Raw genomic sequence first — 22,150 nt, 5'->3', positions numbered from 1 at the left:
AATAACTGACAGATTGATCATTTTCGGCTGGAGGCCGATTTGGGCGAAAGAGGCTGGTTACAATAAAAAAACGATCAGTCAGTCATTTTTAAAAGCGAATACGGATCTGGTCAAGTCCGGACCGGCCGAAGAGAAAAAGGATTCGCTGCAAGTGCGCGGCGCAAGCGACGCGGCAGCCTTGGACCGCGCGGCTAGAACAGCCGTCCGCCGTTCGGCACCGGCTGGCTCGGCTGCACCAGCACGACCTTGCCATCGGCATCGGGGAAGCCGAGCGTCAGCACCTCCGAGATGACAGGTCCGATCTGGCGCGGCGGGAAATTGACCACGGCCGCGACCTGTTGGCCTACCAGCGTCTCGAGCGGATGGTTTTCGGTGATCTGGGCCGAGCTCTTGCGCACGCCGATGGCGGGTCCGAAGTCGATCCAGAGCCGAACCGCCGGCTTGCGCGCCTCGGGAAACGGCTTGGCGTCGACGATGGTGCCGACGCGGATATCGACGGCGAGGAAGCTGTTGAAGTCGATGATCGGCGTGGCGGCGGCCGCGGGATCGTGAGTGACGTGCATGGGATGTCCGTTCGGCGAGATGGCGTCGTTGGCAATATTGTCGCGCGAAGCGGAGTTTCGTACAACGCCGCGTCCATCACGATACGTCATGCGCGAGGAACGTCTTGCCCAACATCATCTACGGCATCAAGAACTGCGACACCATGAAGAAGGCGCGCGCCTGGCTCGACGCCCATGGCGCGCCTTACGCGTTTCACGACTACAAGGCGGCGGGCGTGGAGAAGGACAAGCTCAAGCAGTGGAGCGACAAGGTCGGCTGGGAGACGCTGCTCAATCGCGCCGGGACGACGTTCAAGAAGCTCCCCGAGTCCGACAAGGAAGGCCTCTCCGAGAAGAAGGCGCTGGCCTTGATGCTAGCGCAACCATCGATGATCAAGCGGCCGGTGCTGGAAACCGGCGGCAAGCTGCTGGTCGGCTTCAAGCCGGAGATCTATGCCAAGGAAGTCGGCGCCAAATCGCGCTGACACCAAATAGCGCTAGAGCATCATCGCGCCTTGGCTTGTCGTTTGAGCATGGTCTCCGCGCAAACGCGTTCCGCGTTCTAGCTCAGCTCGATGATCTCGTTGGCGACGCCCGGAGCCGGCTGGTCCGCGAACTCGACCAATTCGGCCGTCGCGATGCGGCCGGGCGCCCGATGGAAGAGTTCGCGGTCGATCAGGGCGCGCAGTTTCGGACGCGGCAGCGCGTCATTTCCGCGCATCAAATTCTTGATCTCGAAGCCGCCGTCCTCGCAGAAGGTCTTGACCGATGCGATGACGTGACAGACCTTGCCGTCGGTCTGGAATGGCAGCAGCAGCCGTTCATAAGCGACGATGTGCCCGTAGATGTCGTCGACGTCGGCAACGCTGTAGACCGGCAGCCCGCGCGCCACGCATTCGTGATAGATCGGCATCACGAAGGGCGCGAGCCGCGGCCCGAGATACTCCTCGAGCAGAACGCCCTTGCCGGTATGTCCATAGGCGCGCGAGATGCGCGTGTTTGCGCTCTGGATGGTCAGGCGCGGGGCCGGCGTGGAAGTATCCACCGTATAATAGATGAGATCGGACAGCTCTTCCTCGAGCCGCGCAGGCTGATATTCCCAGACCGCCGGCGCGATCTGCTGGCGCGCATAAAGTCGCAGCCACGTGTTCAGGAGATCACGCTGTCTGATCGACTTGACGACGGAAGGAGCGGCGCTGGCGAAATCCAAGACAATATTCCAGACCATCAAAAACCCGCGCACGATGCCACGTGCGGGAAAATTTTTGATGAAGGCTGGCGCCCGGAACGAAAGACCGTTAACGACGGCTTGACGACCGGTGTCTTGCGAACCGGGAGGCCGGGCAGGCGCGCCATCGCACACCTCCGACTAAGGGAGCATTTGTATCCCGGCCGGAGACCTGATCTGCTCAGCTTTCCGCCTTGCCTAACCCCCGTCACCTCCGGCATATTCCGCGCCCGAAGGCGGCGTTCCGGAGGGGCTTCAAGGATAGGCTCCAAGGCCTCCGGAAAGCCGAAGCAACAAGGATAGCCACGCGCGACGCGCGGGCAGGGGGAAATCTGTTTGGCCGATGAGTTCATTCTCGAAACGGAAGGCTTGACCAAGGAGTTCGCGGGCTTCTTCGCCGTCCGCGACGTTGCGCTCAAGGTTCGCCGTGGGAGCATTCACGCGTTGATCGGCCCGAACGGGGCCGGTAAGACGACCTGCTTCAATCTTCTGACCAAGTTCCTCAAACCGTCTGCCGGAAAAATCCTGTACAAGGGGCAGGACATCACCGCGATGGCGCCGGCCGACGTGGCCCGCCTGGGGCTTGTTCGTTCGTTCCAGATTTCGGCGGTGTTTCCGCATCTCACCGCGCAGGAGAACGTGCGTGTCGCGCTTCAGCGCCAGCACGGATCTTCGTTCGATTTCTGGCGCTCCAAGTCGGTCCTCAACCGTTTCAACGATCGCGCCCGCGAGCTCCTCAACGATGTCGGTCTCAGCGAGTTTGCCAACACGCCCGCGGTCGAGATGCCCTATGGACGCAAGCGCGCACTCGAAATTGCAACCACGCTCGCGCTCGACCCGGAGATGATGCTGCTGGACGAGCCGATGGCCGGCATGGGCCACGAGGACATCGACAAGATCGCGGCGCTGATCAAGCGCATCTCCGCGAAATATACCATCCTGATGGTCGAGCATAACTTGAGCGTCGTGGCCAACCTCTCCGACATCATCACCGTGCTGACGCGCGGGCAGGTGCTCGCGCAAGGTCATTACAGCGAGCTCACCAAGGACGAGCGCGTCAAGGAAGCTTACCTGGGAGCCGGGCATGCCTGACACTGCGATTGCCGAGGCTCCGGCCAAGGTTGCGACCGGCGGAAACCTCCTTCAAGTCCGCAACCTCGAAGCCTGGTACGGCGAGTCCCACATCCTGCACGGGATCAACTTCGACGTGAACGCGGGCGAGGTCGTCACCCTGCTCGGGCGCAACGGCGCCGGCAAGACGACCACGCTGAAGTCGATCATGGGCATCATCGGCAAGCGTACCGGCTCGGTGAAGTTCAACAACGAGGAGATCATTCGCGCGACCTCCGACAAGATCGCGCGCATGGGCATCGCATTCTGCCCGGAAGAGCGGGGCATATTCGCCAGTCTCGACGTGCGCGAGAACTTGATGCTGCCGCCGGTGGTCCGTGAAGGCGGATTGCCGCTCGATCAGATCTTCGAGCTGTTCCCGAATCTGAAGGAACGGCTCAACAGCCAGGGCACCAAGCTGTCCGGAGGCGAGCAGCAGATGCTGGCGATTGCGCGCATCCTGCGCACCGGCGCGAGCTTCCTGATGCTGGACGAGCCGACCGAGGGGCTCGCGCCCGTCATCATCCAGCAGATCGGCCACACCATTGCGCGGCTCAAGAAGGAGGGCTTCACGATCCTCCTGGTCGAGCAGAATTTCCGCTTCGCGTCCACCGTCGCCGACCGCTACTACGTGGTCGAGCATGGCAAGATCATTGACGGATTTTCCAATGCCGAGCTTGCCGCCAACATGGACAAGCTCCACACCTATCTCGGCGTGTAGCGGTGCTAGGCCGGACCATCGAGAGTAACTGTCAAAGCAATACTGGGAGCGGATTATGAAGCACGGCATTTCGGCGATGTTGCTCGGCACAGCCCTGGCCTTCGGTGCGGCAGGCGCCGCGGTCGCGCAGGACAAGAACATCAAGATCGGCGTCCTGACCGACAATTCCGGACTCTATGCCGACCTCGGCGGCCCTGGCTCGACCGTCGCCGCGCAGATGGCGATCGAGGATTCCGGGCTTGCGGCCAAGGGCTGGAAGCTCGACCTGATCTCCGCGGACCATCAGAACAAGCCCGACATCGGCTCCACGATTGCCCGGCAATGGATCGACGTCGAGAAGGTCGACATCTTCATGGATGTCCTGAACTCCGGCGTTGCGCTGGCGGTCAACAACATCGTCAAGGAGAAGAATTCCATCCTGATCGACACCGGTGCAGCGACGTCGGATCTCACCAACGCGCAATGCTCGCCGAACACGGTCCACTGGGTCTACGACACCTACATGCTGGCCAACAGCACGGGGCAGGCGCTGGTGAAGGCGGGCGGCGACACCTGGTACTTCTTGACCGCGGACTACGCCTTCGGCCATGCCCTCGAGCGCGACACTGCCGCGGTCGTGGTGAAATCGGGTGGCAAGGTGATCGGCAACGTCAAGCATCCCCTGAATACCGCCGACTTCTCGTCGTTCCTGCTGCAAGCGCAGGCCTCCAAGGCCAAGATCATCGGCATGGCGAATGCCGGCGGCGACACCACCAACACGATCAAGCAGGCGGCGGAGTTCGGCGTCGTCTCGGGCGGCCAGAAGCTTGCGGGTCTGCTTCTCTTCATCACAGACGTGCACGCGCTCGGGCTGAAGGTGGCGCAGGGCCTGAACTTCACCGAGACTTTCTATTGGGACATGAACGACGGTACGCGCGCGTTCTCCAAGCGCTTCTCCGAGCGCATGAAGAACAAGGCGATGCCTTCGATGGTGCAGGCCGGCGTCTATTCGGGCCTGCTGCACTATTTCAAGGCGCTGGAGGCCATGGGCGGCAATCCGCATGACGGCGCCAAGGTCGTCGCCAAGATGAAGGAGATGCCGACGGACGACGCGCTGTTCGGCAAGGGCACGATCCGCGCCGACGGCCGCAAGCTGCATCCGGCCTATCTCTTCGAGGTGAAGAAGCCCGAGGAATCCAAGGGACCGTGGGACTATTACAAGCTGATCGGCACGACCCCCGGCGAGCAGGCCTTCCGGCCGCTGTCGGAAAGCGCCTGTCCCCTGGTGAAGAAGTGAGTTGGCCGCGCCCGCGGGCGCGGCAGAATGAAATGGCATAACGAGACCGGGTACGAGATTGATCGATGCAGGCTCTATACGCTCAGCTACTGGTGGGACTGATCAACGGCTCGTTCTACGCGCTGCTCAGTCTCGGGCTTGCCGTGATCTTCGGCATGCTCAACATCATCAATTTCGCCCATGGCGCGCTCTACATGATGGGCGCCTTCGTCGCCTATTTCCTGCTGAATATCGGCGGCATCAACTATTGGTGGGCGTTGCTGCTTGCGCCCATCATCGTCGGCATCTTCGGCATGATCCTCGAGCGGACCATGCTGCAATGGCTGACCGGGCTCGATCATCTCTACGGACTGCTCCTGACCTTCGGCATCGCGCTGATCGTGCAGGGCGTGTTCCAGAACTATTTCGGCTCGTCCGGCCTGCCTTACGCCATTCCGGACCAGCTCAAGGGCGGCATGAATCTCGGCTTCATGTTCTTGCCCGTCTATCGCGGCTGGGTGGTCGTGTTCTCGCTGGTCGTGTGCCTTGCGACCTGGTTCCTGATCGAGAAGACCCAGCTCGGCGCATACCTGCGCGCCGCCACTGAAAATCCGACGCTGGTGCGCGCCTTCGGCATCAACGTGCCGCGCATGATCACGCTCACTTACGGTCTCGGCGTCGGCCTCGCCGCGCTCGCCGGCGTGCTCTCGGCGCCGATCAACCAGGTGCGGCCGCTGATGGGCGCCGACCTCATCATCGTCGTGTTCGCGGTGGTCGTGATCGGCGGCATGGGATCGATCATGGGCTCCATCATCACCGGCTTCGCGCTCGGGGTGATCGAGGGTCTGACCAAATATTTCTACCCCGAGGCCTCCAACACCGTCGTGTTCGTGCTGATGGTGCTGGTGCTCCTGGTGAAGCCAACGGGATTGACGGGAAGGGCGGCCTGATATGACAACCCTGACGGACGACACGCTGCCGGTGACCCCTCGCGCGATGCGCGACGAGATGATCGTTTTCGTGATGATGGCGCTGCTGCTCGCGGCGGTGCCGTTCACGGGCGTCTACCCGTTCTTCGTCATGCAGGCGCTGTGCTTTGCGCTGCTCGCCTGTGCCTTCAACCTGCTGGTCGGCTATGGCGGGCTGTTGTCGTTCGGCCACGCGATGTTCCTGGGCACCGCCGGCTATTGCAGCGCGCATGCGTTGAAGGTCTGGGCCTTGCCGCCCGAGCTCGGCATCCTCGTCGGCATCGCCGCGGCTTTCGTGCTCTCGCTCGTCACGGGCTACATCTCGATCCGCCGCCAGGGCATCTACTTCTCGATGATCACGCTGGCGCTGTCGCAGCTCTTGTACTTCATCTACCTCCAGGCCCCGTTTACCCACGGTGAGGACGGCATCCAGGGCATCCCGCAAGGACACATGTTCGGCATCTTCGATCTGTCCAAGCCGACGGTGCTGTATTACGTCGTGCTGGTCGGGTTCCTCGCCGGCTTCCTCCTGATCTTCCGCATCATCAACTCGCCGTTCGGCGAGGTGCTGAAGGCGATCCGCGAGAACGAGCCGCGCGCGATCTCGCTCGGCTACCGGACCGACCAGTACAAGTTCCTGGCCTTCGTGCTTTCAGGCACGCTGGCCGGTTTTGCCGGTGCGCTGAAAGTGTTCGTGGCGCAGAACGCCTCGCTCACCGACGTCCATTGGTCGATGTCCGGCGAGGTCGTGCTGATGACGCTGGTCGGCGGCCTCGGCACCATCTTCGGCCCCGTGGTCGGCGCCTTCGTGATCATCGCCATGCAGCAATATCTGGCGGGTTTCGGCCAGTGGGTGACGGTGATCCAGGGCGCGATCTTCGTGGTTTGCGTGCTCACCTTCCGCCGCGGCGTCGTCGGTGAAATCGCGCATTACTTCCGGAGATCGCTATAAACGATTGATATCGCACCAATTTTATTGGTGCGATAATCCGGTGGATGATCCGGCATCGCAGGCGGGAGATGACACGCGCGCGGCTCGAAAATGGTCTATGACAGTTTCATGACGGCCCTTCGGGCCGGCCCATTTTCCAACCGGTAGCCTATCCCCATGATGCGATGGTTTCGTGCATTCCTGCCCAAGGAAGAGCGGTTCTTCGACCTGTTCGACCGGCATGCCCAGACAGTGATCCAGGGCGCGATCGCGCTCCAGGGCATGCTCAATGGAGGCGAGGAGACGCCGGTCTATTGCCAGCGCGTCAACCAGTTCGAGAACGACGCCGATAACATCACCCGCGAGGTGCTGACGGCGGTGCGCCGCACCTTCATCACCCCGTTCGACCGTGGCGACATCAAGAACCTGATCACATCGCTGGACGACGCCATCGACCAGATGCAGCAGACGGCCAAGGCCGTGATGCTGTTCGAGGTCCGTACCTTCGAGCCGCCGATGCGCGAGATCGGCGGGCTCCTGATCGAATGCGCCAATCTGGTCGGCCGTGCGCTGCCGCTGATGCAATCGATCGGCCCGAACGTGGCCATGCTCACCGCGATCACGGAAGAGCTGGGCAAGCTGGAGGGCCGCGTCGACGATCTCCACGACATCGGGCTGAAGGAGCTGTTCCTGAAGCATCGCGACGGCAATGCGATGGACTTCATCGTCGGCGTCGAGATCTACGACCACCTTGAGAAGGTGGCCGATCGTTTCGACGACGTCGCGAACGAGATCAACAGCATCGTCATCGAGCAGGTCTAGGGCCGTGGATGCAGCGTTGGGTCTTCCCATCCTGGTCGGCTTGATCGCCGTCGCTCTGCTGTTCGACTTCCTGAACGGCCTGCACGACGCCGCCAATTCGATCGCGACCATCGTCTCGACCCGCGTGTTGCGGCCGCAATATGCGGTGTTCTGGGCCGCGTTCTTCAATTTCATTGCCTTCATGGTGTTCGGCCTGCACGTCGCCCAGACCATCGGCACCGGTATCATCGATCCCGCGATCGTCGACGCCCAGGTGATCTTCGCCGCCCTGGTCGGCGCCATCGTCTGGAACCTGGTGACCTGGGCGCTCGGCATCCCGTCCTCGTCCTCGCACGCGCTGATCGGTGGGCTCATCGGCGGCGGCATGGCCAAGGCCGGGATCTCGGCCGCGGTATGGAGCGGATTGACCAAGACGGTGCTGGCAATCGTGCTGTCGCCACTGGTCGGCTTCCTGCTCGCGATGATGCTGGTGGCGATCGTGTCGTGGGCCTCGGTGCGCTCGACGCCGTTCGCGGTCGATCGCGCCTTCCGCATTCTGCAATTCGTCTCCGCCTCGCTCTATTCGCTCGGCCATGGCGGCAACGACGCGCAGAAGACCATGGGCATCATCGCGGTGCTGCTGTATTCGCAGGGCCATCTCGGCAGCGAGTTTTCCGTGCCGTTCTGGGTGGTGCTGTCCTGCCAGGCGGCGATGGCGCTGGGCACCTTGATGGGCGGCTGGCGCATCGTCCGCACCATGGGCCTGCGCATCACGAAATTGACGCCGATGCAGGGCTTCTGCGCCGAGACGGGAGGCGCGGCGACCCTGTTCATGGCGACCTTCCTCGGCGTTCCCGTCTCGACCACGCACACCATCACCGGCGCCATCGTCGGCGTCGGCGCGGCCCGCCGCGTCTCGGCGGTGCGCTGGAACGTGGCAAGCTCGATCGTCTATGCCTGGGTGATCACGATTCCGGCCTCGGCCACAGTCGCGGCGCTGACGTGGTGGGCGGTCCAGATCTTCGTCAAGTGACGAGCTTCAGCCCGACGATCCCGGCGACGATCAGGCCGATGCTGGCAAGCCGCAGGGCCGTGGCCGGTTCGCCGAACAGGACGATGCCCAGCGTCGCGGTGCCGACCGCGCCGATCCCGGTCCACACCGCATAGGCGGTTCCGACGGGCAGCGATTTGAGCGCGAGGCCGAGCAGGATGACGCTGCCGGCCATGGCCGCCAGTGTTACGATTGACGGAACAAGCCTGCTAAAGCCCTCGGTGTATTTCAGGCCGATTGCCCAGGTGATCTCGAGAAGCCCGGCGACGAACAGGATGCTCCAGGCCATGGCGACCCTCCATTCAAGGCAGGGTCGTCCCCGCGGGCTGATATGCTGACGAGCGGGAAGGCCGTCCTTCCCCAAGATCGATCCAGTCAAGCCGATATGGGGCTGGCCGAAGGGCTGCGCAATCGCCAATTGAGGCTTGATCAGGCCCATTTTCCCTGCCAAACGCTGCCGCCATGTCCGACATCGCCACCACCAATGCCGAATCGCCGGCCCGTTCCCCGCTTGCCGCGGAAGTCGCGCGGCGGCGCACCTTTGCGATCATCTCGCATCCTGACGCCGGCAAGACCACGCTGACCGAGAAGCTGCTGCTGTTCGGCGGCGCCATCAACCTGGCCGGTCAGGTCAAGGCCAAGGGCGAGCGGCGCAACACGCGCTCGGACTGGATGAAGATCGAGCGCGAGCGCGGCATCTCGGTCGTGACCTCGGTCATGACCTTCGAGTTCGAGGGCCTCGTCTTCAACCTGCTGGACACGCCGGGCCACGAGGACTTTTCGGAAGACACCTATCGCACGCTCACCGCGGTCGATTCCGCCGTCATGGTGATCGACGCCGCCAAGGGCATCGAGGCGCGCACCCGCAAGCTGTTCGAAGTGTGCCGCCTGCGTGACATCCCGATCATCACCTTCATCAACAAGATGGACCGCGAGAGCCGCGACGTGTTCGAGCTGCTCGACGAGATCGAGAAGACGCTGGCGCTCGACACCACGCCGATGACCTGGCCGGTCGGCCGCGGCCGCGACTTCCTCGGCACCTACGACGTCGTCAATGGCGGCGTGCGCCTGCTCGAAGGCGGCGGCGCCAAGACCGGCGCGGCGCAGCAGATCGAGATCGAGGAACTGGCCAAGCTCAACGCCAATCTCGACGTGTCTGCGGTGAAGGACGAGCTCGAGCTCGTCACCGAGGCCTCGAAACCGTTCGAGCTCGAGGCGTTCCGCGAAGGCCATCTGACCCCGGTTTATTTCGGCAGCGCATTGCGCAATTTCGGCGTCGGCGACCTTCTGGAAGGTCTCGGCAAGTTCGCGCCCGAGCCGCGCGCGCAGGACAGCGACCAGCGCAGGGTCGAGGCCACCGATCCGCGCATGAGCGCCTTCGTGTTCAAGATCCAGGCCAACATGGATCCGAACCACCGCGATCGCATCGCCTTCGCGCGTCTCTGCTCGGGCAAGCTCAGCCGCGGCATGAAGGCCAAGCTGGTGCGCACCGGCAAGAGCATGCCGCTGTCGAGCCCGCAATTCTTCTTCGCCCAGGACCGCTCGGTCGCGGACGAAGCCTTCGCCGGCGACGTCGTCGGCATTCCCAATCACGGCACGCTGCGCATCGGCGACACCCTGACCGAGGGCGAGGATTTCAACTTCGTCGGCGTGCCAAGCTTCGCGCCGGAAATCGTCCGCCGCGTCCGTCTCACCGACGCGATGAAGGCCAAGAAGCTGAAGGAAGCGCTGCAGCAGATGTCGGAAGAGGGCGTGGTGCAGGTGTTCCGTCCGCGCGACGGCGCGCCGGCGCTGGTCGGCGTCGTCGGCGCGCTGCAGCTCGACGTGCTGAAGGCGCGGCTCGAGGCGGAATATTCATTGCCGGTCGAGTTCGAGGTCAGCGAATTCCAGCTGGCGCGTTGGGTCTCCTCGGAGGACCGCAAGAAGCTCGACACCTTCATCGCCGCCAACACCTCCAGCATCGCCGACGACGTCGACGGCGATCCCGTCTATCTCGCCCGGAACGAGTTCTATCTCGGCTACACCAAGGAACGCGCCGAGGGCATCGAGTTCACCAACGTCAAGGACGTCAAAAAGAAGGGGTAGGGCGCGGCCGTTCTGTCCTCTGCAGAGCACCCGCATACTCCACTGTCATGCCCCGGCTTGACCGGGGCATCCAGTACGCCGCAGCTCATCGATTCAATCACTGCCGTCACGGCGTACTGGGTCGCCCGGTCAAGCCGGGCGACGACTGAGTGCCTGAACGCGAGCATGTGAATGCGGAACGGGCTTGACCTTGTCGGGGGCAATGCCACGTTCACCACGTCATCCCGCGAGTTAACTGCATGTGGCGCGGCATCCCCGTACTTCTCCTGCTGTCGATATCGGCTGCCGCCGACGCGCGGCCGCGCCAGATCAATCCGATTCCGTTTGCGCATGAGCCGTGCAGCGTGCTCGACGACCGGCCCTGCACGCCGTCCTATTGCAGCCCGCTCGAACCGGGCCCCTGCATTCCCGAGATTGACTACCCCTACGGCCAGAACCTCCAACTCACCATCCAGAGCGTTCCATCGGAAGCGGACCGCGCCAAGTACCAGAGGCCGGATCACGATCTCGACACGATCGGCGACCTCTTCGCCGCGTTGCGCAGCTGCTGGTCGCCGCCATCGGACAATGCGCGCGCGGGCATGCAGATGTCGGTGCGCTTCAGCTTCAACAAGGCCGGAGGCCTGATCGGCCCGCCGCGCCTCACCTATGCAACCCCCGGCGTGCCCGCAGAGACCCGAACCACCTATCTCAACGCGGTCAATTCCTCGCTGAAAGCCTGCCTGCCGCTGAAATTCACCGGCGGTCTCGGCGGCGCGCTGGCAGGACGGCCGATCGCCATCCGTTATGTCGACAATCGCGAGCTTGCGAAGTAGCACCGCTCTGTCTCCTCATCCCTTGCGCAACGGCGAAGCCGTTGTCGCTGGGAGCGCGCACCGCGCGCGTCTCGAAGGATGAAAGGCCCCGCTGTCGCAACAGCCGGGCCTGCATGGTTCGAGACGGCGCTGACGCGCCTCCTCACCATGAGGAGGAAGAGTTGCGACCGCGAGCCAATCGATGATACCTCAGAGGCGGGGGCTGTGGCCAAAAGGGGAGGATGTCATGGGTCTGCTGGTCATGATCCTGGGGCTGGTGCTGTTCTTCGCCACCCATGTTTTCACGACGAAACGTAAGGCGCGTGCGCAGGCAATCGCGCGGCTGGGCGAGGGGACCTACAAGATCCTCTACACGCTGGTCTCGCTCGCGGGGCTCGTGCTGATCGTCTGGGGCTTTGGCCATTACCGCAGCTCCGGCTGGATCGACGTCTGGTATCCGCCGAAGGCGATGAAGCACATCGCGGTCGCGCTGATGCTGCCCGCGGTGATCCTGGTGGTCGCCTCTTATCTGCGCGGTCGCATCTACGCGACGCTGAAGCATCCGATGCTGGCCGGTCTCAAGCTGTGGGCTGCGGCGCATCTTTTGGCCAACGGCGATCTCGGCTCCATCATCCTGTTCGGCTCGTTCCTGGGCTGGGCTGTCTATGACCGCATTTCGCTGAAGCATCGCACCGACGCCGGCGGCCCGCCAATTCCGGTCGGCGGCGTCACCAACGATCTGATCGCGGTCGGGGTCGGCCTCGTCGCCTATCTGGCCCTGGCGTTCGCGTTCCATCCGGTGGTGATCGGCGTGCCGGTCGTGGGGGTGTAGCGCAGCCGCTCAGCGCAAGACCATTCCGCGCAGCCGTGCGCGGAACGTGACAAAAGCAACAAGCCGAGGACGTTCCGATGGATTGGTCGCAATCTCAGATCCCGCCGATGCGGCTCGAGGCGCGGTTTGGCGATCGGCTGGTGCCGGCCTTCTGCGACCGGCCGGCGAGCCTGTGGGCGATGATCGCGGATGCCTGCGCCCGCAATGCCAATGGCGAGGCTTTGATCGCAGGCAATGTCCGGCTGAGCTGGCGCCAGGCCGTCGAGCAGGCGACGCGGATCGCGGCGGGTTTTCGCAAGCTGGGCTTGCAGCGCGGCGACCGCGTCGCGATCCTGCTCGGCAACCGCATCGAATTTCCGCTGCTGCTGTTTGCCGCCGCGCATGAGGGGCTGGTGACGGTGCTGCTCAGTACGCGCCAGCAGAAGCCGGAGATTGCCTATGTGCTCGCCGATTGCGGCGCGAAGATCCTGATCCACGAAGCCTCGCTCGCCGAACGGCTGCCCGACGCGCAGGATGTGCCCGATCTGATCCACCGTATCGCCATCGACGAGGAGCCGGCCCGATCGCGTTTCGCCTTGCTCGCCGACAACGCGCCGGCACCGGCGCCGGTCGAGGTGAGTGAAGAGGACACGGCGATGATCCTCTACACCTCGGGCACGACCGGCAAGCCAAAGGGTGCGATGCTGGCCCATTGCAACATCGTGCATTCCTCGATGGTGTTCGTGTCCTGCCTGCAATTGACGCAAGCGGACCGCTCGATCGCCGCGGTGCCGCTCGGCCACGTCACCGGCGTCGTCGCCAACATCACCACCATGATCCGCTGCGGCGGCGCGCTGATCATCATGCCCGAGTTCAAAGCCGCCGATTACCTCAAGCTCGCCGCGCGCGAGCGCGTCACCTACACGGTGATGGTGCCGGCGATGTATAATCTCTGCCTGCTGCAGCCCGATTTCGACGGCTACGACCTGTCGAGCTGGCGCATCGGCGGTTTTGGCGGCGCGCCGATGCCGGTCGCGACCATCGAGAAGCTCAAGGCGAAGATTCCGGGCCTGAAGCTGATGAATTGCTACGGCGCGACCGAGACGACGTCACCTTCGACGATCATGCCGGGCGAACTGACCGAGAGCCATATCGACAGCGTCGGCCTGCCGTGCCCCGGCGCACGAATCGCGGCGATGGATCCGGATGGGCGCGAACTGCCGCGCGGCGAGATCGGCGAGCTCTGGATCCAGAGCGCCTCCGTCATCAAGGGCTACTGGAACAATCCGAAGGCGACCGCCGAGAGCTTCACGGGCGGATTCTGGCATTCCGGCGATCTCGGTTCGATCGACGCAGACGGGTTCGTCCGCGTGTTCGACCGGCAGAAGGACATGATCAATCGTGGCGGCCTGAAGATCTATTCGGCCGAGGTCGAATCCGTGCTGGCCGGCCATCCCGCAGTGGTCGAGAGCGCGATCGTCGCCAGGGCCTGCCCGGTGCTGGGCGAGCGCGTCCATGCCGTGGTGGTGACGCGGGTGCCGGTGGCGGCCGGCGACTTGCGGGCCTGGTGCGCGGAGCGACTGTCCGACTACAAGGTTCCCGAGACCATGGCGATCACGGCCGACCCGTTGCCGCGCAACGCCAACGGCAAGGTATTGAAGCGGCAGCTGCGGGAGCTGCTCGGAGCTTGAGTCGGGCCTAGGCATCCGGACTGTCCCGGGTGGTTAACGCCTTGATCGGGCTCGCTTTGCCTTGCCACCGCCATATCGTTAGGGTACCTCGCCGCCACACGGGGGACGGGATTCCTGACGCGGACGCTTCGGCGCGCGCACCCGAATGGGCATGGGATTAGCATAAGTGTCTGAATTATTTGACGAAGTCGACGAGGAAGTACGTCGCGAACAGTTCAAGAGACTGTGGGACAAGTATTCGATCTACTTCATCGCCCTGATGGTGCTGGTCGTGGCCGCGGCCGCCGGTTGGCAGGGTTATAGGTACCTGGAGGCCAAGAAGGCCGCTGAGGCCGGCGGCGCCTTCGAGAAGGCCGTCGAGCTGTCCGAGCAGGACAAGCACGCCGAGGCTGAGGCCGCCTTCACCGAGCTCGCCGCCAAGGCGCCGTCGGGCTATCGCACCCTGGCACGGCTGCGTGCCGCCGCCGAGGCTGCCGCGCGCGATCCCAAGGCCGCCGCGAAGATGTATGACGATCTTGCTGCCGACCGCAGCGTCGGCGGTGAGTGGCAGGATCTGGCGAAGATCCGCGCCGCCGGCCTCGTGCTCGACAGCGCCAGCTATGCCGACATGCTGCAGCGGCTGGAGCCCTCCGCCGCGCCCAAGGCGACCTTCCGCCACAGTGCCCGCGAGATGCTGGCGCTGTCGGCTTGGCGCAACAACGACATGACCGCGGCCCGCAAATGGCTCGACGCGATTGCCGAGGACGGTGAAACCCCACCCGGCCTGCGCTCGCGCGCCGAGGCGCTCCAGGCCCTGTTGCCGCCCGTCGCCAAAAGCTGACCAAGAGCTGACAACTGACGGGCCCTCTGACGTAAACGAGACACAAGATGCGCCGTACGCCACGCTTGATCGCAGCCGCCGTCCTGATCGCCTTCACCGGCGTCCTGGGCGGCTGCTCCAGCTTCGATCCAAGCGACTTGCTCGACTTCCTCGACACCAAGAAGAAGCTGCCCGGCGACCGCAAGCCGGTCTTCCCGGAAGGTGTGCCGGGCCTCGAGCAGGGCGTGCCGAAGGACTTGTACAAGGGCGCGCAGCAGCAGCAGCCCGATCCGAACGCGCCCGCCGTGGCGGCCTTGCCTGCGGAGCCGCCGCCCGGGTCGGCCAAGCCGGCGAAGGGCGCCAAGGCGAAGCAGACGAGGCAACCGGCGGCCGCAGCGGTTGGGCCGGCTGAAGCGCCTGCCGGCGAGGTCGACGGCGAGGCCCAGCCGGAGGCGGCGCCGCCCACGGCCGCTCCGCCGCCCAAGCACAAGATCGTCCGCAAGCGCACCACCGCGCCGCCGCCGGATCAGCCGGTCCAGCAGGCGCAACCGACCCAGACCACGCAGCAGCAATCGCAGGGCGGTTTCCCGGCGCCGCTGCCGAGCGGCAGCTTCTCGCGCTGATCATTCATTTCATTGACACGCGCAGCCCCGGCAGCGCACGAATGACCGATGTCCTTCACGATCGCCATCATCGGCCGGCCCAATGTCGGCAAATCGACGCTGTTCAACCGCCTGGTGGGACAGAAGCTCGCGCTCGTCGATGATCTGCCGGGCGTCACCCGCGACCGCCGCGAGGGCGAGGCCAGGCTTGGCGATCTCCACTTCACCATTATCGACACCGCCGGCCTCGACGAGGGCGCCAAGGGCTCGCTGACCGCGCGCATGCAGGAGCAGACCGAGGCGGCGATCGCGCAAGCCGACGCGCTGTTCTTCGTCGTCGATGCCCGCATCGGCCTCACGCCCACCGATCGCGCCTTCGCCGATTTCGCCCGCAAGGCCAACAAGCCGGTGCTGCTGATCGCCAACAAGAGCGAGGGCAAGCACGGCGATGCCGGCGCGATGGAAGCCTTCGCGCTCGGCCTTGGCGATCCCATTCAGATCTCGGCCGAGCACGGCGAGGGCATGGGCGAGCTCTACGACGCGCTCGCCAAGTTGATGCCGGAGCCCGTCGACGAAGACGAGATCGAGGACGACGCGCCGCTCTCCGAGGAAGAGGCCGCGACCCGCCCGATCCGGGTCGCCATCGTCGGCCGGCCCAATGCCGGCAAGTCGACGCTGATCAACCATCTGCTCGGCGAGGAGCGGCTGCTGACGAGCCCGGAGGCCGGCACCACGCGCGATTCCATCGCGGTCGAGATCAACTGGAAGGGCCGCGATTTCCGCGTCTTCGACACCGCCGGCCTGCGCCGGCGTTCGCGCATCGAGGAGAAGCTGGAAAAGCTCTCGGTCGCCGACGCACTGCGCGCGGTGCGCTTCGCCGAAGTCGTCGTGCTGATGATGGATACGCAAAACCGCTTCGAGGAGCAGGACCTGCGTATCGCCGATCTGATCGAGCGCGAGGGCCGCGCCATCGTGCTCGCCGTCAACAAATGGGACCTGATGGAGACCAAGGGCGGCGGCGCGATCTCGGGTCTGCGCCGTGATGCCGATCACTGGCTGCCGCAGGTCAAGGGCGTGCCTGTTGTCGCCGTGTCGGGCCTGATGGGGGAAGGCATCGACCGCTTGATGCAGGCCATTCAGGACGCCTATGCGGTCTGGAACAGGCGCGTGCCGACCTCGGCGCTCAATCGCTGGTTCGAGCAGGCGGTCCAGGCCAATCCGCCGCCGGCAGTGTCGGGCCGCAGGCTCAAGCTGAACTACATCACGCAGAACAAGGCACGCCCGCCGAGCTTCGTGCTGTTCTGCTCGCGCGCCGACGCGGTGCCGCAATCCTATTTGCGCTACCTCACCAATTCCATGCGCGAGACCTTCGATCTGCCGGGCACGCCGGTGCGCATCACCCTGCGCGAGAAGGCCAATCCGTTCGCGCACAAGCGCAAGCGCCCGTCGTGAGCGACGGTGCCGGAGAGGCGACGGCGCAAGGCGCCGTGCCGGCGAGGGGCGGCGCGGTCGCTTTCATCTTCATCACCATCCTGCTCGACATGCTCGCGCTCGGCGTGATCATGCCGATCCTGCCGAAGCTGATCGAGAGCTTCGTCGACAACGACACCGCGCACGCGGCCCGCATCTTCGGCCTGTTCGGCACCGCCTGGGCCTTGATGCAATTCGTGTTCTCGCCGCTGCTCGGCGCGCTGTCGGATCGTTTCGGGCGGCGGCCGGTGGTGCTGCTGTCGAATTTCGGCTTGGCCGCCGACTACGTGCTGATGGCGCTGGCGCCATCGCTGCTCTGGCTGTTCATCGGCCGCGTCGTCTCCGGCATCACGTCGGCCAGCATCTCGACGGCCTTCGCCTATATCGCCGACATCACACCGCCGGAGCGGCGCGCGGCGGTGTTCGGCCGGATCGGTGCGGCCTTCGGGGCCGGCTTCATCTTGGGGCCGGCGCTCGGCGGCCTGCTCGGCGACATCGATCCGCGCCTGCCGTTCTGGGCCTCGGCCGCCCTGAGCTTCGCCAATGCGCTCTATGGGCTGTTCGTCCTGCCGGAATCGCTGGCGCCCGACAAGCGCGCGCCGTTCCGCTGGAGGAGTGCCAGTCCGGTCGGGGCACTGCATCTGTTGCGATCCAACGCGGTGTTGGCCGCCTTGTCGGTCGTGAATTTCATCGCGCAGGTCGCCCATGTCGTGCTGCCCTCGACCTTCGTGCTCTATGCGACCTATCGCTACGGCTGGGATTCCAAGACGGTGGGATTGACGCTGGCGATGGTCGGCATCTGCGCCATGGTGGTGCAGGGGCTCGCGATCGGCCCGATCGTGCGTGTGCTGGGCGAGCGGAACGCGCTGCTGCTCGGCCTGTGCTGTGGCGCGCTCGGTTTCCTGGTCCTGGGCGCGGCGCCGACCGGGCCGCTGTCCTGGCTTGGTATTCCCATTCTGGCGCTGTGGGGCATCTCGGGTGCCGCCTCGCAATCCCTGATGACGCGGCTGGTGACGCCCGATCAGCAGGGCCAGCTTCAGGGCGCGACCGCGAGCGTGCAGAGCGTCTCGCAGCTCGTCGGCCCGTTCCTGTTCACGCTGACCTTTTCCTATTTCATCGGTGCGAGCGCGCCCCTGCATCTACCCGGCGCGCCGTTCCTGCTTGCGGCGGTGCTGATGGTGCTGTGCGTGGCGATCGCCGTGCGGACGCTGGCGGGAACGAAGACAGCCTGATTGTCCGTCATGGCCGGGCTTGTCCCGGCCATCCACGTGCTTTCTCTCTGGTCTGAAACGTGGATGCCCGGGACAAGCCCGGGCATGACGCCGTCAAGACCTTGCACGGCAGCTACACGGTTACTTCTTCACCAGCGGACAATCGCTGTCCTTGAGCGGCTTGGCCGCGTCTTCGGGCGCGATGGTGGCAACCAGCTTGTAATAGTCCCACGCTCCCTTCGACTCCTCGGGCTTCTTCACCTCGAACAGATAGGCCGGGATGAGGCGGCGTCCGTCCTGGCGCAGCGGGCCCTTGCCGAACAGCGGATCGTCGGTCGGCAGCTCCTTCATCTTGGCGACGACCTTGGCGCCGTCATGCGGATTGCTGCCGAGCGCTTCCATCGCCTTCAAATAATGCAGGATCTCGGCGTAGAGGCCCGCGACCGTCATCGAGGGCATCGAGCCCTTGGGCGAGACCTTCTGGAACCGCTTCGACCATTCGCGGGTCTGGTCGTTGAGATCCCAATAGAAGGACTCGGTGAAGGTCAGGCCCTGCGCGGTCTTCAGGCCGAGCGAGTGCACGTCGTTGATGAACAGCAGCAGCGCGGCGAGCTTCTGACCGCCCTGGACGATGCCGAACTCGGCGGCCTGCTTGATCGCGTTGGTGGTGTCGCCACCCGCGTTGGCGAGGCCGATGATCTTGGCTTTGGAGGACTGCGCCTGGAGCAGGAACGAGGAGAAGTCCGCCGTGTTCAGCGGGTGCTTGACGCCGCCGAGCACCTTGCCGCCGGTGGCGGTGACGACCGCGCCGGTGTCGCGCTCCAGCGCATGGCCGAAGGCATAATCGGCGGTGAGGAAGAACCAGCTGTCGCCGCCCGCCTTGGTCAGCGCCTTGCCGGTGCCGTTGGCGAGCATGTAGGTGTCGTAGGTGAAGGAAACGGTGTTGGGCGTGCAGGCCTTGCCGGTAAGATCGGCGGTGGCCGCACCCGAGTTGAGCAGCACCGAGTTCTTTTCCTTGACGAGGTTGCTCACCGCGAGCGCAACGCCCGAGCTCGGCGTGTCGGCGATGGCATCGACCTTGTCGGCATCGATCCACTGCCGGGCGATGTTGACGCCGATGTCGGGCTTGTTCTGGTGATCGCCGGAGAGGACCTCAATGGTCCAGCCCTTGGCCTTCAGGCCGGAATCCTCGACCGCCATCTTCACCGCCGCGACCGAGTTCGGGCCGCCGATGTCGGCATAGAGGCTCGACATGTCGTTGAGCACGCCGATCTTGACGGTCTTGTCCTGCGCGAAAGCGGATGTTGCAAAACCGAAGGCGGCACAAGCCAGAAGGGCCGCGGAGCGGCGGGCGAACGTTGTCGTCATAAAAGGTTTCCTCCATTGTCAAATATGCGGACGGCTCTCTTGGACGGAGCCTTCGTTCCGGCTGATGGCTGTAGCCTGTCCCACGTCCCGCGGCAATGCATCTAAAGCCTGATGCTGCTGCGTCGTAGCGTCATCCGGCGGTTAACTTTTGATCAAAATGCGTTGAGACGCTATTCCAGCGCGTTCGATGTCGGCTTGAATTCCTGGACGCGCTTTCCGGCATCGGCTCCGGCGGTATAGGCATTACCCCTCGTCTCGATCAGCGCTTTGCGGGGAGCAATCGAATTGATTCAGGCGGGCGCGCGGAAGCTCATCAGCGTGCGGGTCTTGTAGTCGTAAAACTTGCCGGTCTCGGTCCAGTCAGGCGCGCACATCGGCACGATGAATTCGACGACCTGCTCAGGCGTGTCGAGCGTCGCCGGATCCTCGCCCGGCATCAGGGTGGCGCGCATGCGGGTGCGGACCGGGCCGGGGTTGAACAGGTTGACGCGCAGCTTGGTGTTCGCGGTCTCCTGCGCCCAGGCGCGCGCCAATGTTTCCAGCGCGGCCTTGGAGGCGGCATAGGGGCTGACATAGGCGGTCGCCTTGTTGGCGGCGCCCGAGGTGATGAACACGGCGCGGCCGGCATCGGACTGCCTCAGCAGCGGCTCCATGCAGCGGATCAGCTGGAAATTGGCGGAGACGTTGACGGCCATCACGTCGTTGAAGGTCTTCAGCTCGATATGGCCGATCGGCGAGGAGGGGCCGAGCACGCCGGCATTGCCGACGAGGATGTCTAGCTTGCCGTAGCGCTCGTGCAAGCCGGCGCCGAGGCGCGCGATCCCGTCGGAATCGGTGAGGTTGAGCGGCACCAGGGTGGCGCTGCCGCCGAGTTTACGGATCTCGTCGTCGAGCTCTTCCAGCCCGCCCTGCGTGCGTGCGGCGGCAACGATATGCGCGCCGGCCTTGGCCAGAGCGATGGCCGTGGCATAGCCGATGCCGCGCGAGGCGCCGGTGACGAGAGCGATGCGGTTGGCGAGGGGTTGTGTCATCGTCGAATACTTCCGTCATGCCCGGGCTCGTCCCGGGCATCCACGTTCTTTGCGGCGGGTATTACAGACGAGGATGGCCGGGACAAGCCCGGCCATGACGAAAAAGGCAGCCTCTGACGAGCTCCCCGGGACGCCCCCTTCGTCAGCTCGCCTCCGCCAGCAGCGACAATTGCCGCGGCTGCTGCTCGGTCTGGGTCTGGTCGGTGAGGTGGGTCGGATAGGCGCCGGTAAAGCAATGATCCGAGAATTTCGGATTGGCGGGGTCGCGGCCGGGCTCGCCCATGGCACGGTACATGCCGTCGATCGACAGGAACGCGAGCGAGTCCGCGCCGATGATCTCGCGCATCTCCTCCAGCGAATGCGTCGCCGCCAGAAGACCGCCGCGGTCGGGCAGGTCGATGCCGTAATAATCGGGATACAGGATCGGGGGCGAGGCGAGGCGGAAGTGCACTTCCTTGGCGCCGGCATCGCGCATCATGCGCACGATCTTCTTCGAGGTGGTGCCGCGCACCAGCGAGTCGTCGATCAGGATGATGCGCTTGCCCTCGATCGCGGCGCGGTTGGCCGAATGCTTCATGCGCACGCCGGATTCGCGGATCGCTTGGGTCGGCTGGATGAAGGTGCGGCCGACATAATGGTTGCGGATGATGCCGAGCTCGAACGGCACGCCGGAATGCTGGCTGTAGCCGACCGCGGCGGGCACGCCGGAATCCGGCACCGGCACGACGACGTCGATCGGCACGTGGCTCTCGCGCGCGAGCTGGGCCCCGAAGGCCTTGCGGACCTCGTAGACCGAGCGGCCGTGCACGATGGAATCCGGACGGGAGAAGTAGATGTACTCGAATATGCAGGGACGCGGCGCCATCGGCGGGAACGGCTTGTGGATGTCCTGGCCGTTCTCGTCGAACACGATGACCTCACCCGGCTCGATGTCGCGAATGAAGCGCGCGCCGATGATGTCGAGCGCGCAGGTCTCCGAGGTCAGGATCGGGCAGCCGTCGAGCTCGCCGAGCACCAGCGGGCGGATGCCGCGCGGATCGCGCGCGCCGACCAGCTTCTTGTTGGTGAGCGAGACCAGCGCATAGGCGCCCTCGATCTCGCGCAGCGCGTCGATGTAGCGCTCGATGAAGCGGCTGCGCCGGGAGCGCGCGACCAGGTGCAGGATCACCTCGGTGTCGGTGGTCGACTGCATCATCGCGCCGCTCTTGACGAGCTCGCGGCGCAGCGTCAGGCCGTTGGTGAGGTTGCCGTTGTGGGCGACCGCAAGGCCGCCGGCATTGAGCTCGGCGAACAGCGGCTGCACGTTGCGCAGGATGGTGGCGCCGGTGGTGGAATAGCGGACATGGCCGACCGCCATGTTGCCGGGCAGGCGGTCGATCACCTCGCGGCGGGAGAAGGTGTCGCCGACGAGGCCAAGCCGGCGCTCACTGTGAAAACGCCCGCCATCGTAGGAGACGATGCCGGCGGCCTCCTGGCCGCGGTGTTGAAGCGCATGCAGGCCGAGCGCGGTGATGGCGGCGGCGTCGGGGTGGCCGTAGATGCCGAAGACGCCGCATTCCTCGCGCAGCGTATCTCCCTCCAGATCGTCCTGAACCTCTAGCGCGGCCGCACCGGGACCGGTGTTTGGATCGAGATCGAATTGGGCGTCCTGGTCAGGGTGTCGCATCTCGTCCGCGCCTCT

At 64.7% G+C, this 22,150-nt stretch carries 22 protein-coding genes; 16 read left to right on the top strand and 6 right to left on the bottom strand.

Features of this window, described 5'->3' with window-relative positions:
* Window positions 1-191: 191 nt before the first annotated feature.
* On the bottom strand, window positions 192-563 hold the full coding sequence (locus AC066S_RS15345) for a tRNA-binding protein (protein ID WP_478270205.1): 372 nt from the start codon (window positions 561-563) through the stop codon (window positions 192-194).
* Window positions 564-667: 104 nt separating this feature from the next.
* On the opposite strand from AC066S_RS15345, the gene AC066S_RS15340 reads away from it, so the two are divergent.
* Window positions 668-1,027, top strand: coding sequence for an ArsC family reductase (locus tag AC066S_RS15340; RefSeq protein WP_478270085.1), 360 nt, complete (start codon window positions 668-670; stop codon window positions 1,025-1,027).
* 77 nt (window positions 1,028-1,104) lie between these two features.
* Here AC066S_RS15340 and AC066S_RS15335 read toward each other — a convergent pair whose 3' ends face one another.
* Window positions 1,105-1,770, bottom strand: a complete 666-nt coding sequence (locus tag AC066S_RS15335; RefSeq protein WP_478270084.1) for a hypothetical protein — start codon at window positions 1,768-1,770, stop codon at window positions 1,105-1,107.
* 336 nt (window positions 1,771-2,106) lie between these two features.
* On the opposite strand from AC066S_RS15335, the gene AC066S_RS15330 reads away from it, so the two are divergent.
* The 7 genes from AC066S_RS15330 to AC066S_RS15300 all read left to right on the top strand — a co-directional run bounded on the left by AC066S_RS15330 (window position 2,107) and on the right by AC066S_RS15300 (window position 8,589).
* A complete protein-coding gene (locus AC066S_RS15330; RefSeq protein WP_028136885.1) occupies window positions 2,107-2,862 on the top strand; it encodes an ABC transporter ATP-binding protein in 756 nt (251 codons plus the stop codon).
* Window positions 2,855-3,601 (top strand): ABC transporter ATP-binding protein, encoded by a 747-nt coding sequence (locus tag AC066S_RS15325; RefSeq protein WP_126258240.1) that lies wholly within the window; start codon window positions 2,855-2,857, stop codon window positions 3,599-3,601. Before AC066S_RS15330 ends, AC066S_RS15325 begins: the two co-directional genes overlap by 8 nt.
* Window positions 3,602-3,656: 55 nt before the next feature.
* The gene (locus AC066S_RS15320) at window positions 3,657-4,877 is read left to right on the top strand and encodes an ABC transporter substrate-binding protein (protein ID WP_135169968.1); all 1,221 of its coding nucleotides are present in this window, start codon (window positions 3,657-3,659) and stop codon (window positions 4,875-4,877) included.
* Between the two features lie 65 nt (window positions 4,878-4,942).
* Window positions 4,943-5,806 (top strand): branched-chain amino acid ABC transporter permease, encoded by an 864-nt coding sequence (locus AC066S_RS15315; RefSeq protein ID WP_126258242.1) that lies wholly within the window; start codon window positions 4,943-4,945, stop codon window positions 5,804-5,806.
* A gap of 1 nt (window position 5,807) precedes the next feature.
* A complete protein-coding gene (locus AC066S_RS15310) occupies window positions 5,808-6,776 on the top strand; it encodes a branched-chain amino acid ABC transporter permease (protein ID WP_126258243.1) in 969 nt (322 codons plus the stop codon).
* 156 nt (window positions 6,777-6,932) lie between these two features.
* On the top strand, window positions 6,933-7,577 hold the full coding sequence (locus AC066S_RS15305; RefSeq protein WP_008551979.1) for a DUF47 domain-containing protein: 645 nt from the start codon (window positions 6,933-6,935) through the stop codon (window positions 7,575-7,577).
* A 4-nt stretch (window positions 7,578-7,581) separates the two neighbouring features.
* Window positions 7,582-8,589, top strand: coding sequence for an inorganic phosphate transporter (locus AC066S_RS15300; protein WP_478270083.1), 1,008 nt, complete (start codon window positions 7,582-7,584; stop codon window positions 8,587-8,589).
* On the opposite strand, the gene sugE is transcribed toward AC066S_RS15300, so the two are convergent.
* Window positions 8,582-8,896: a quaternary ammonium compound efflux SMR transporter SugE gene (gene sugE, locus AC066S_RS15295; RefSeq protein WP_126258245.1), complete on the bottom strand. Its 315-nt coding sequence runs from the start codon at window positions 8,894-8,896 to the stop codon at window positions 8,582-8,584. The genes AC066S_RS15300 and sugE overlap by 8 nt on opposite strands.
* Before the next feature lie 173 nt (window positions 8,897-9,069).
* Here sugE and AC066S_RS15290 point away from each other — a divergent pair, with 173 nt between their 5' ends.
* The 8 genes from AC066S_RS15290 (at window position 9,070) to AC066S_RS15255 (ending at window position 18,091) form a co-directional block, all read left to right on the top strand.
* The gene (locus AC066S_RS15290; protein ID WP_135169969.1) at window positions 9,070-10,692 is read left to right on the top strand and encodes a peptide chain release factor 3; all 1,623 of its coding nucleotides are present in this window, start codon (window positions 9,070-9,072) and stop codon (window positions 10,690-10,692) included.
* Between the two features lie 239 nt (window positions 10,693-10,931).
* A complete protein-coding gene (locus AC066S_RS15285) occupies window positions 10,932-11,507 on the top strand; it encodes a hypothetical protein (protein WP_478270082.1) in 576 nt (191 codons plus the stop codon).
* Between the two features lie 226 nt (window positions 11,508-11,733).
* Window positions 11,734-12,318, top strand: a complete 585-nt coding sequence (locus AC066S_RS15280) for an NnrU family protein (protein WP_126258248.1) — start codon at window positions 11,734-11,736, stop codon at window positions 12,316-12,318.
* A 77-nt stretch (window positions 12,319-12,395) separates the two neighbouring features.
* Complete coding sequence (locus AC066S_RS15275) at window positions 12,396-13,988, top strand: class I adenylate-forming enzyme family protein (protein ID WP_478270081.1); 1,593 nt, start codon at window positions 12,396-12,398, stop codon at window positions 13,986-13,988.
* A 166-nt stretch (window positions 13,989-14,154) separates the two neighbouring features.
* Window positions 14,155-14,808, top strand: coding sequence for a tetratricopeptide repeat protein (locus AC066S_RS15270; RefSeq protein WP_126258250.1), 654 nt, complete (start codon window positions 14,155-14,157; stop codon window positions 14,806-14,808).
* A gap of 47 nt (window positions 14,809-14,855) precedes the next feature.
* On the top strand, window positions 14,856-15,410 hold the full coding sequence (locus AC066S_RS15265; RefSeq protein ID WP_478270080.1) for a hypothetical protein: 555 nt from the start codon (window positions 14,856-14,858) through the stop codon (window positions 15,408-15,410).
* A 48-nt stretch (window positions 15,411-15,458) separates the two neighbouring features.
* Entirely contained in the window at window positions 15,459-16,841 is a 1,383-nt protein-coding gene (der, locus tag AC066S_RS15260; RefSeq protein WP_126258252.1) for a ribosome biogenesis GTPase Der, read from the top strand.
* Window positions 16,838-18,091, top strand: a complete 1,254-nt coding sequence (locus tag AC066S_RS15255) for a TCR/Tet family MFS transporter (RefSeq protein WP_478270079.1) — start codon at window positions 16,838-16,840, stop codon at window positions 18,089-18,091. The genes der and AC066S_RS15255 overlap by 4 nt, the downstream gene beginning before the upstream one ends.
* Before the next feature lie 120 nt (window positions 18,092-18,211).
* On the opposite strand, the gene AC066S_RS15250 is transcribed toward AC066S_RS15255, so the two are convergent.
* The 3 genes from AC066S_RS15250 to purF all read right to left on the bottom strand — a co-directional run bounded on the left by AC066S_RS15250 (window position 18,212) and on the right by purF (window position 22,135).
* Entirely contained in the window at window positions 18,212-19,438 is a 1,227-nt protein-coding gene (locus AC066S_RS15250; protein ID WP_126258254.1) for an ABC transporter substrate-binding protein, read from the bottom strand.
* A 290-nt stretch (window positions 19,439-19,728) separates the two neighbouring features.
* Window positions 19,729-20,469, bottom strand: coding sequence for an SDR family NAD(P)-dependent oxidoreductase (locus tag AC066S_RS15245; RefSeq protein WP_478270078.1), 741 nt, complete (start codon window positions 20,467-20,469; stop codon window positions 19,729-19,731).
* 142 nt (window positions 20,470-20,611) lie between these two features.
* The gene (gene purF / locus AC066S_RS15240) at window positions 20,612-22,135 is read right to left on the bottom strand and encodes an amidophosphoribosyltransferase (protein WP_478270077.1); all 1,524 of its coding nucleotides are present in this window, start codon (window positions 22,133-22,135) and stop codon (window positions 20,612-20,614) included.
* Between the last annotated feature and the right edge of the window lie 15 nt (window positions 22,136-22,150).

The organism is Bradyrhizobium sp. CFUWI (assembly GCF_056429085.1).
The sequence above is the reverse complement of the archived record's forward strand: the minus strand, read 5'-3'. Positions and strand labels throughout refer to the sequence as shown.

Bases quoted from the DNA above. Each gene is read 5' to 3' on its own strand.
- AC066S_RS15345 (WP_478270205.1), bottom strand. From the start codon at position 563: ATGCACGTCACTCACGATCCCGCGGCCGCCGCCACGCCGATCATCGAC.
- AC066S_RS15335 (WP_478270084.1), bottom strand. From the start codon at position 1,770: ATGGTCTGGAATATTGTCTTGGATTTCGCCAGCGCCGCTCCTTCCGTC.
- AC066S_RS15325 (WP_126258240.1), top strand. From the start codon at position 2,855: ATGCCTGACACTGCGATTGCCGAGGCTCCGGCCAAGGTTGCGACCGGC.
- AC066S_RS15320 (WP_135169968.1), top strand. From the start codon at position 3,657: ATGAAGCACGGCATTTCGGCGATGTTGCTCGGCACAGCCCTGGCCTTC.
- AC066S_RS15315 (WP_126258242.1), top strand. From the start codon at position 4,943: ATGCAGGCTCTATACGCTCAGCTACTGGTGGGACTGATCAACGGCTCG.
- AC066S_RS15310 (WP_126258243.1), top strand. From the start codon at position 5,808: ATGACAACCCTGACGGACGACACGCTGCCGGTGACCCCTCGCGCGATG.
- AC066S_RS15305 (WP_008551979.1), top strand. From the start codon at position 6,933: ATGATGCGATGGTTTCGTGCATTCCTGCCCAAGGAAGAGCGGTTCTTC.
- sugE (WP_126258245.1), bottom strand. From the start codon at position 8,896: ATGGCCTGGAGCATCCTGTTCGTCGCCGGGCTTCTCGAGATCACCTGG.
- AC066S_RS15290 (WP_135169969.1), top strand. From the start codon at position 9,070: ATGTCCGACATCGCCACCACCAATGCCGAATCGCCGGCCCGTTCCCCG.
- AC066S_RS15285 (WP_478270082.1), top strand. From the start codon at position 10,932: ATGTGGCGCGGCATCCCCGTACTTCTCCTGCTGTCGATATCGGCTGCC.
- AC066S_RS15280 (WP_126258248.1), top strand. From the start codon at position 11,734: ATGGGTCTGCTGGTCATGATCCTGGGGCTGGTGCTGTTCTTCGCCACC.
- AC066S_RS15275 (WP_478270081.1), top strand. From the start codon at position 12,396: ATGGATTGGTCGCAATCTCAGATCCCGCCGATGCGGCTCGAGGCGCGG.
- AC066S_RS15265 (WP_478270080.1), top strand. From the start codon at position 14,856: ATGCGCCGTACGCCACGCTTGATCGCAGCCGCCGTCCTGATCGCCTTC.
- der (WP_126258252.1), top strand. From the start codon at position 15,459: ATGTCCTTCACGATCGCCATCATCGGCCGGCCCAATGTCGGCAAATCG.
- AC066S_RS15250 (WP_126258254.1), bottom strand. From the start codon at position 19,438: ATGACGACAACGTTCGCCCGCCGCTCCGCGGCCCTTCTGGCTTGTGCC.
- AC066S_RS15245 (WP_478270078.1), bottom strand. From the start codon at position 20,469: ATGACACAACCCCTCGCCAACCGCATCGCTCTCGTCACCGGCGCCTCG.
- purF (WP_478270077.1), bottom strand. From the start codon at position 22,135: ATGCGACACCCTGACCAGGACGCCCAATTCGATCTCGATCCAAACACC.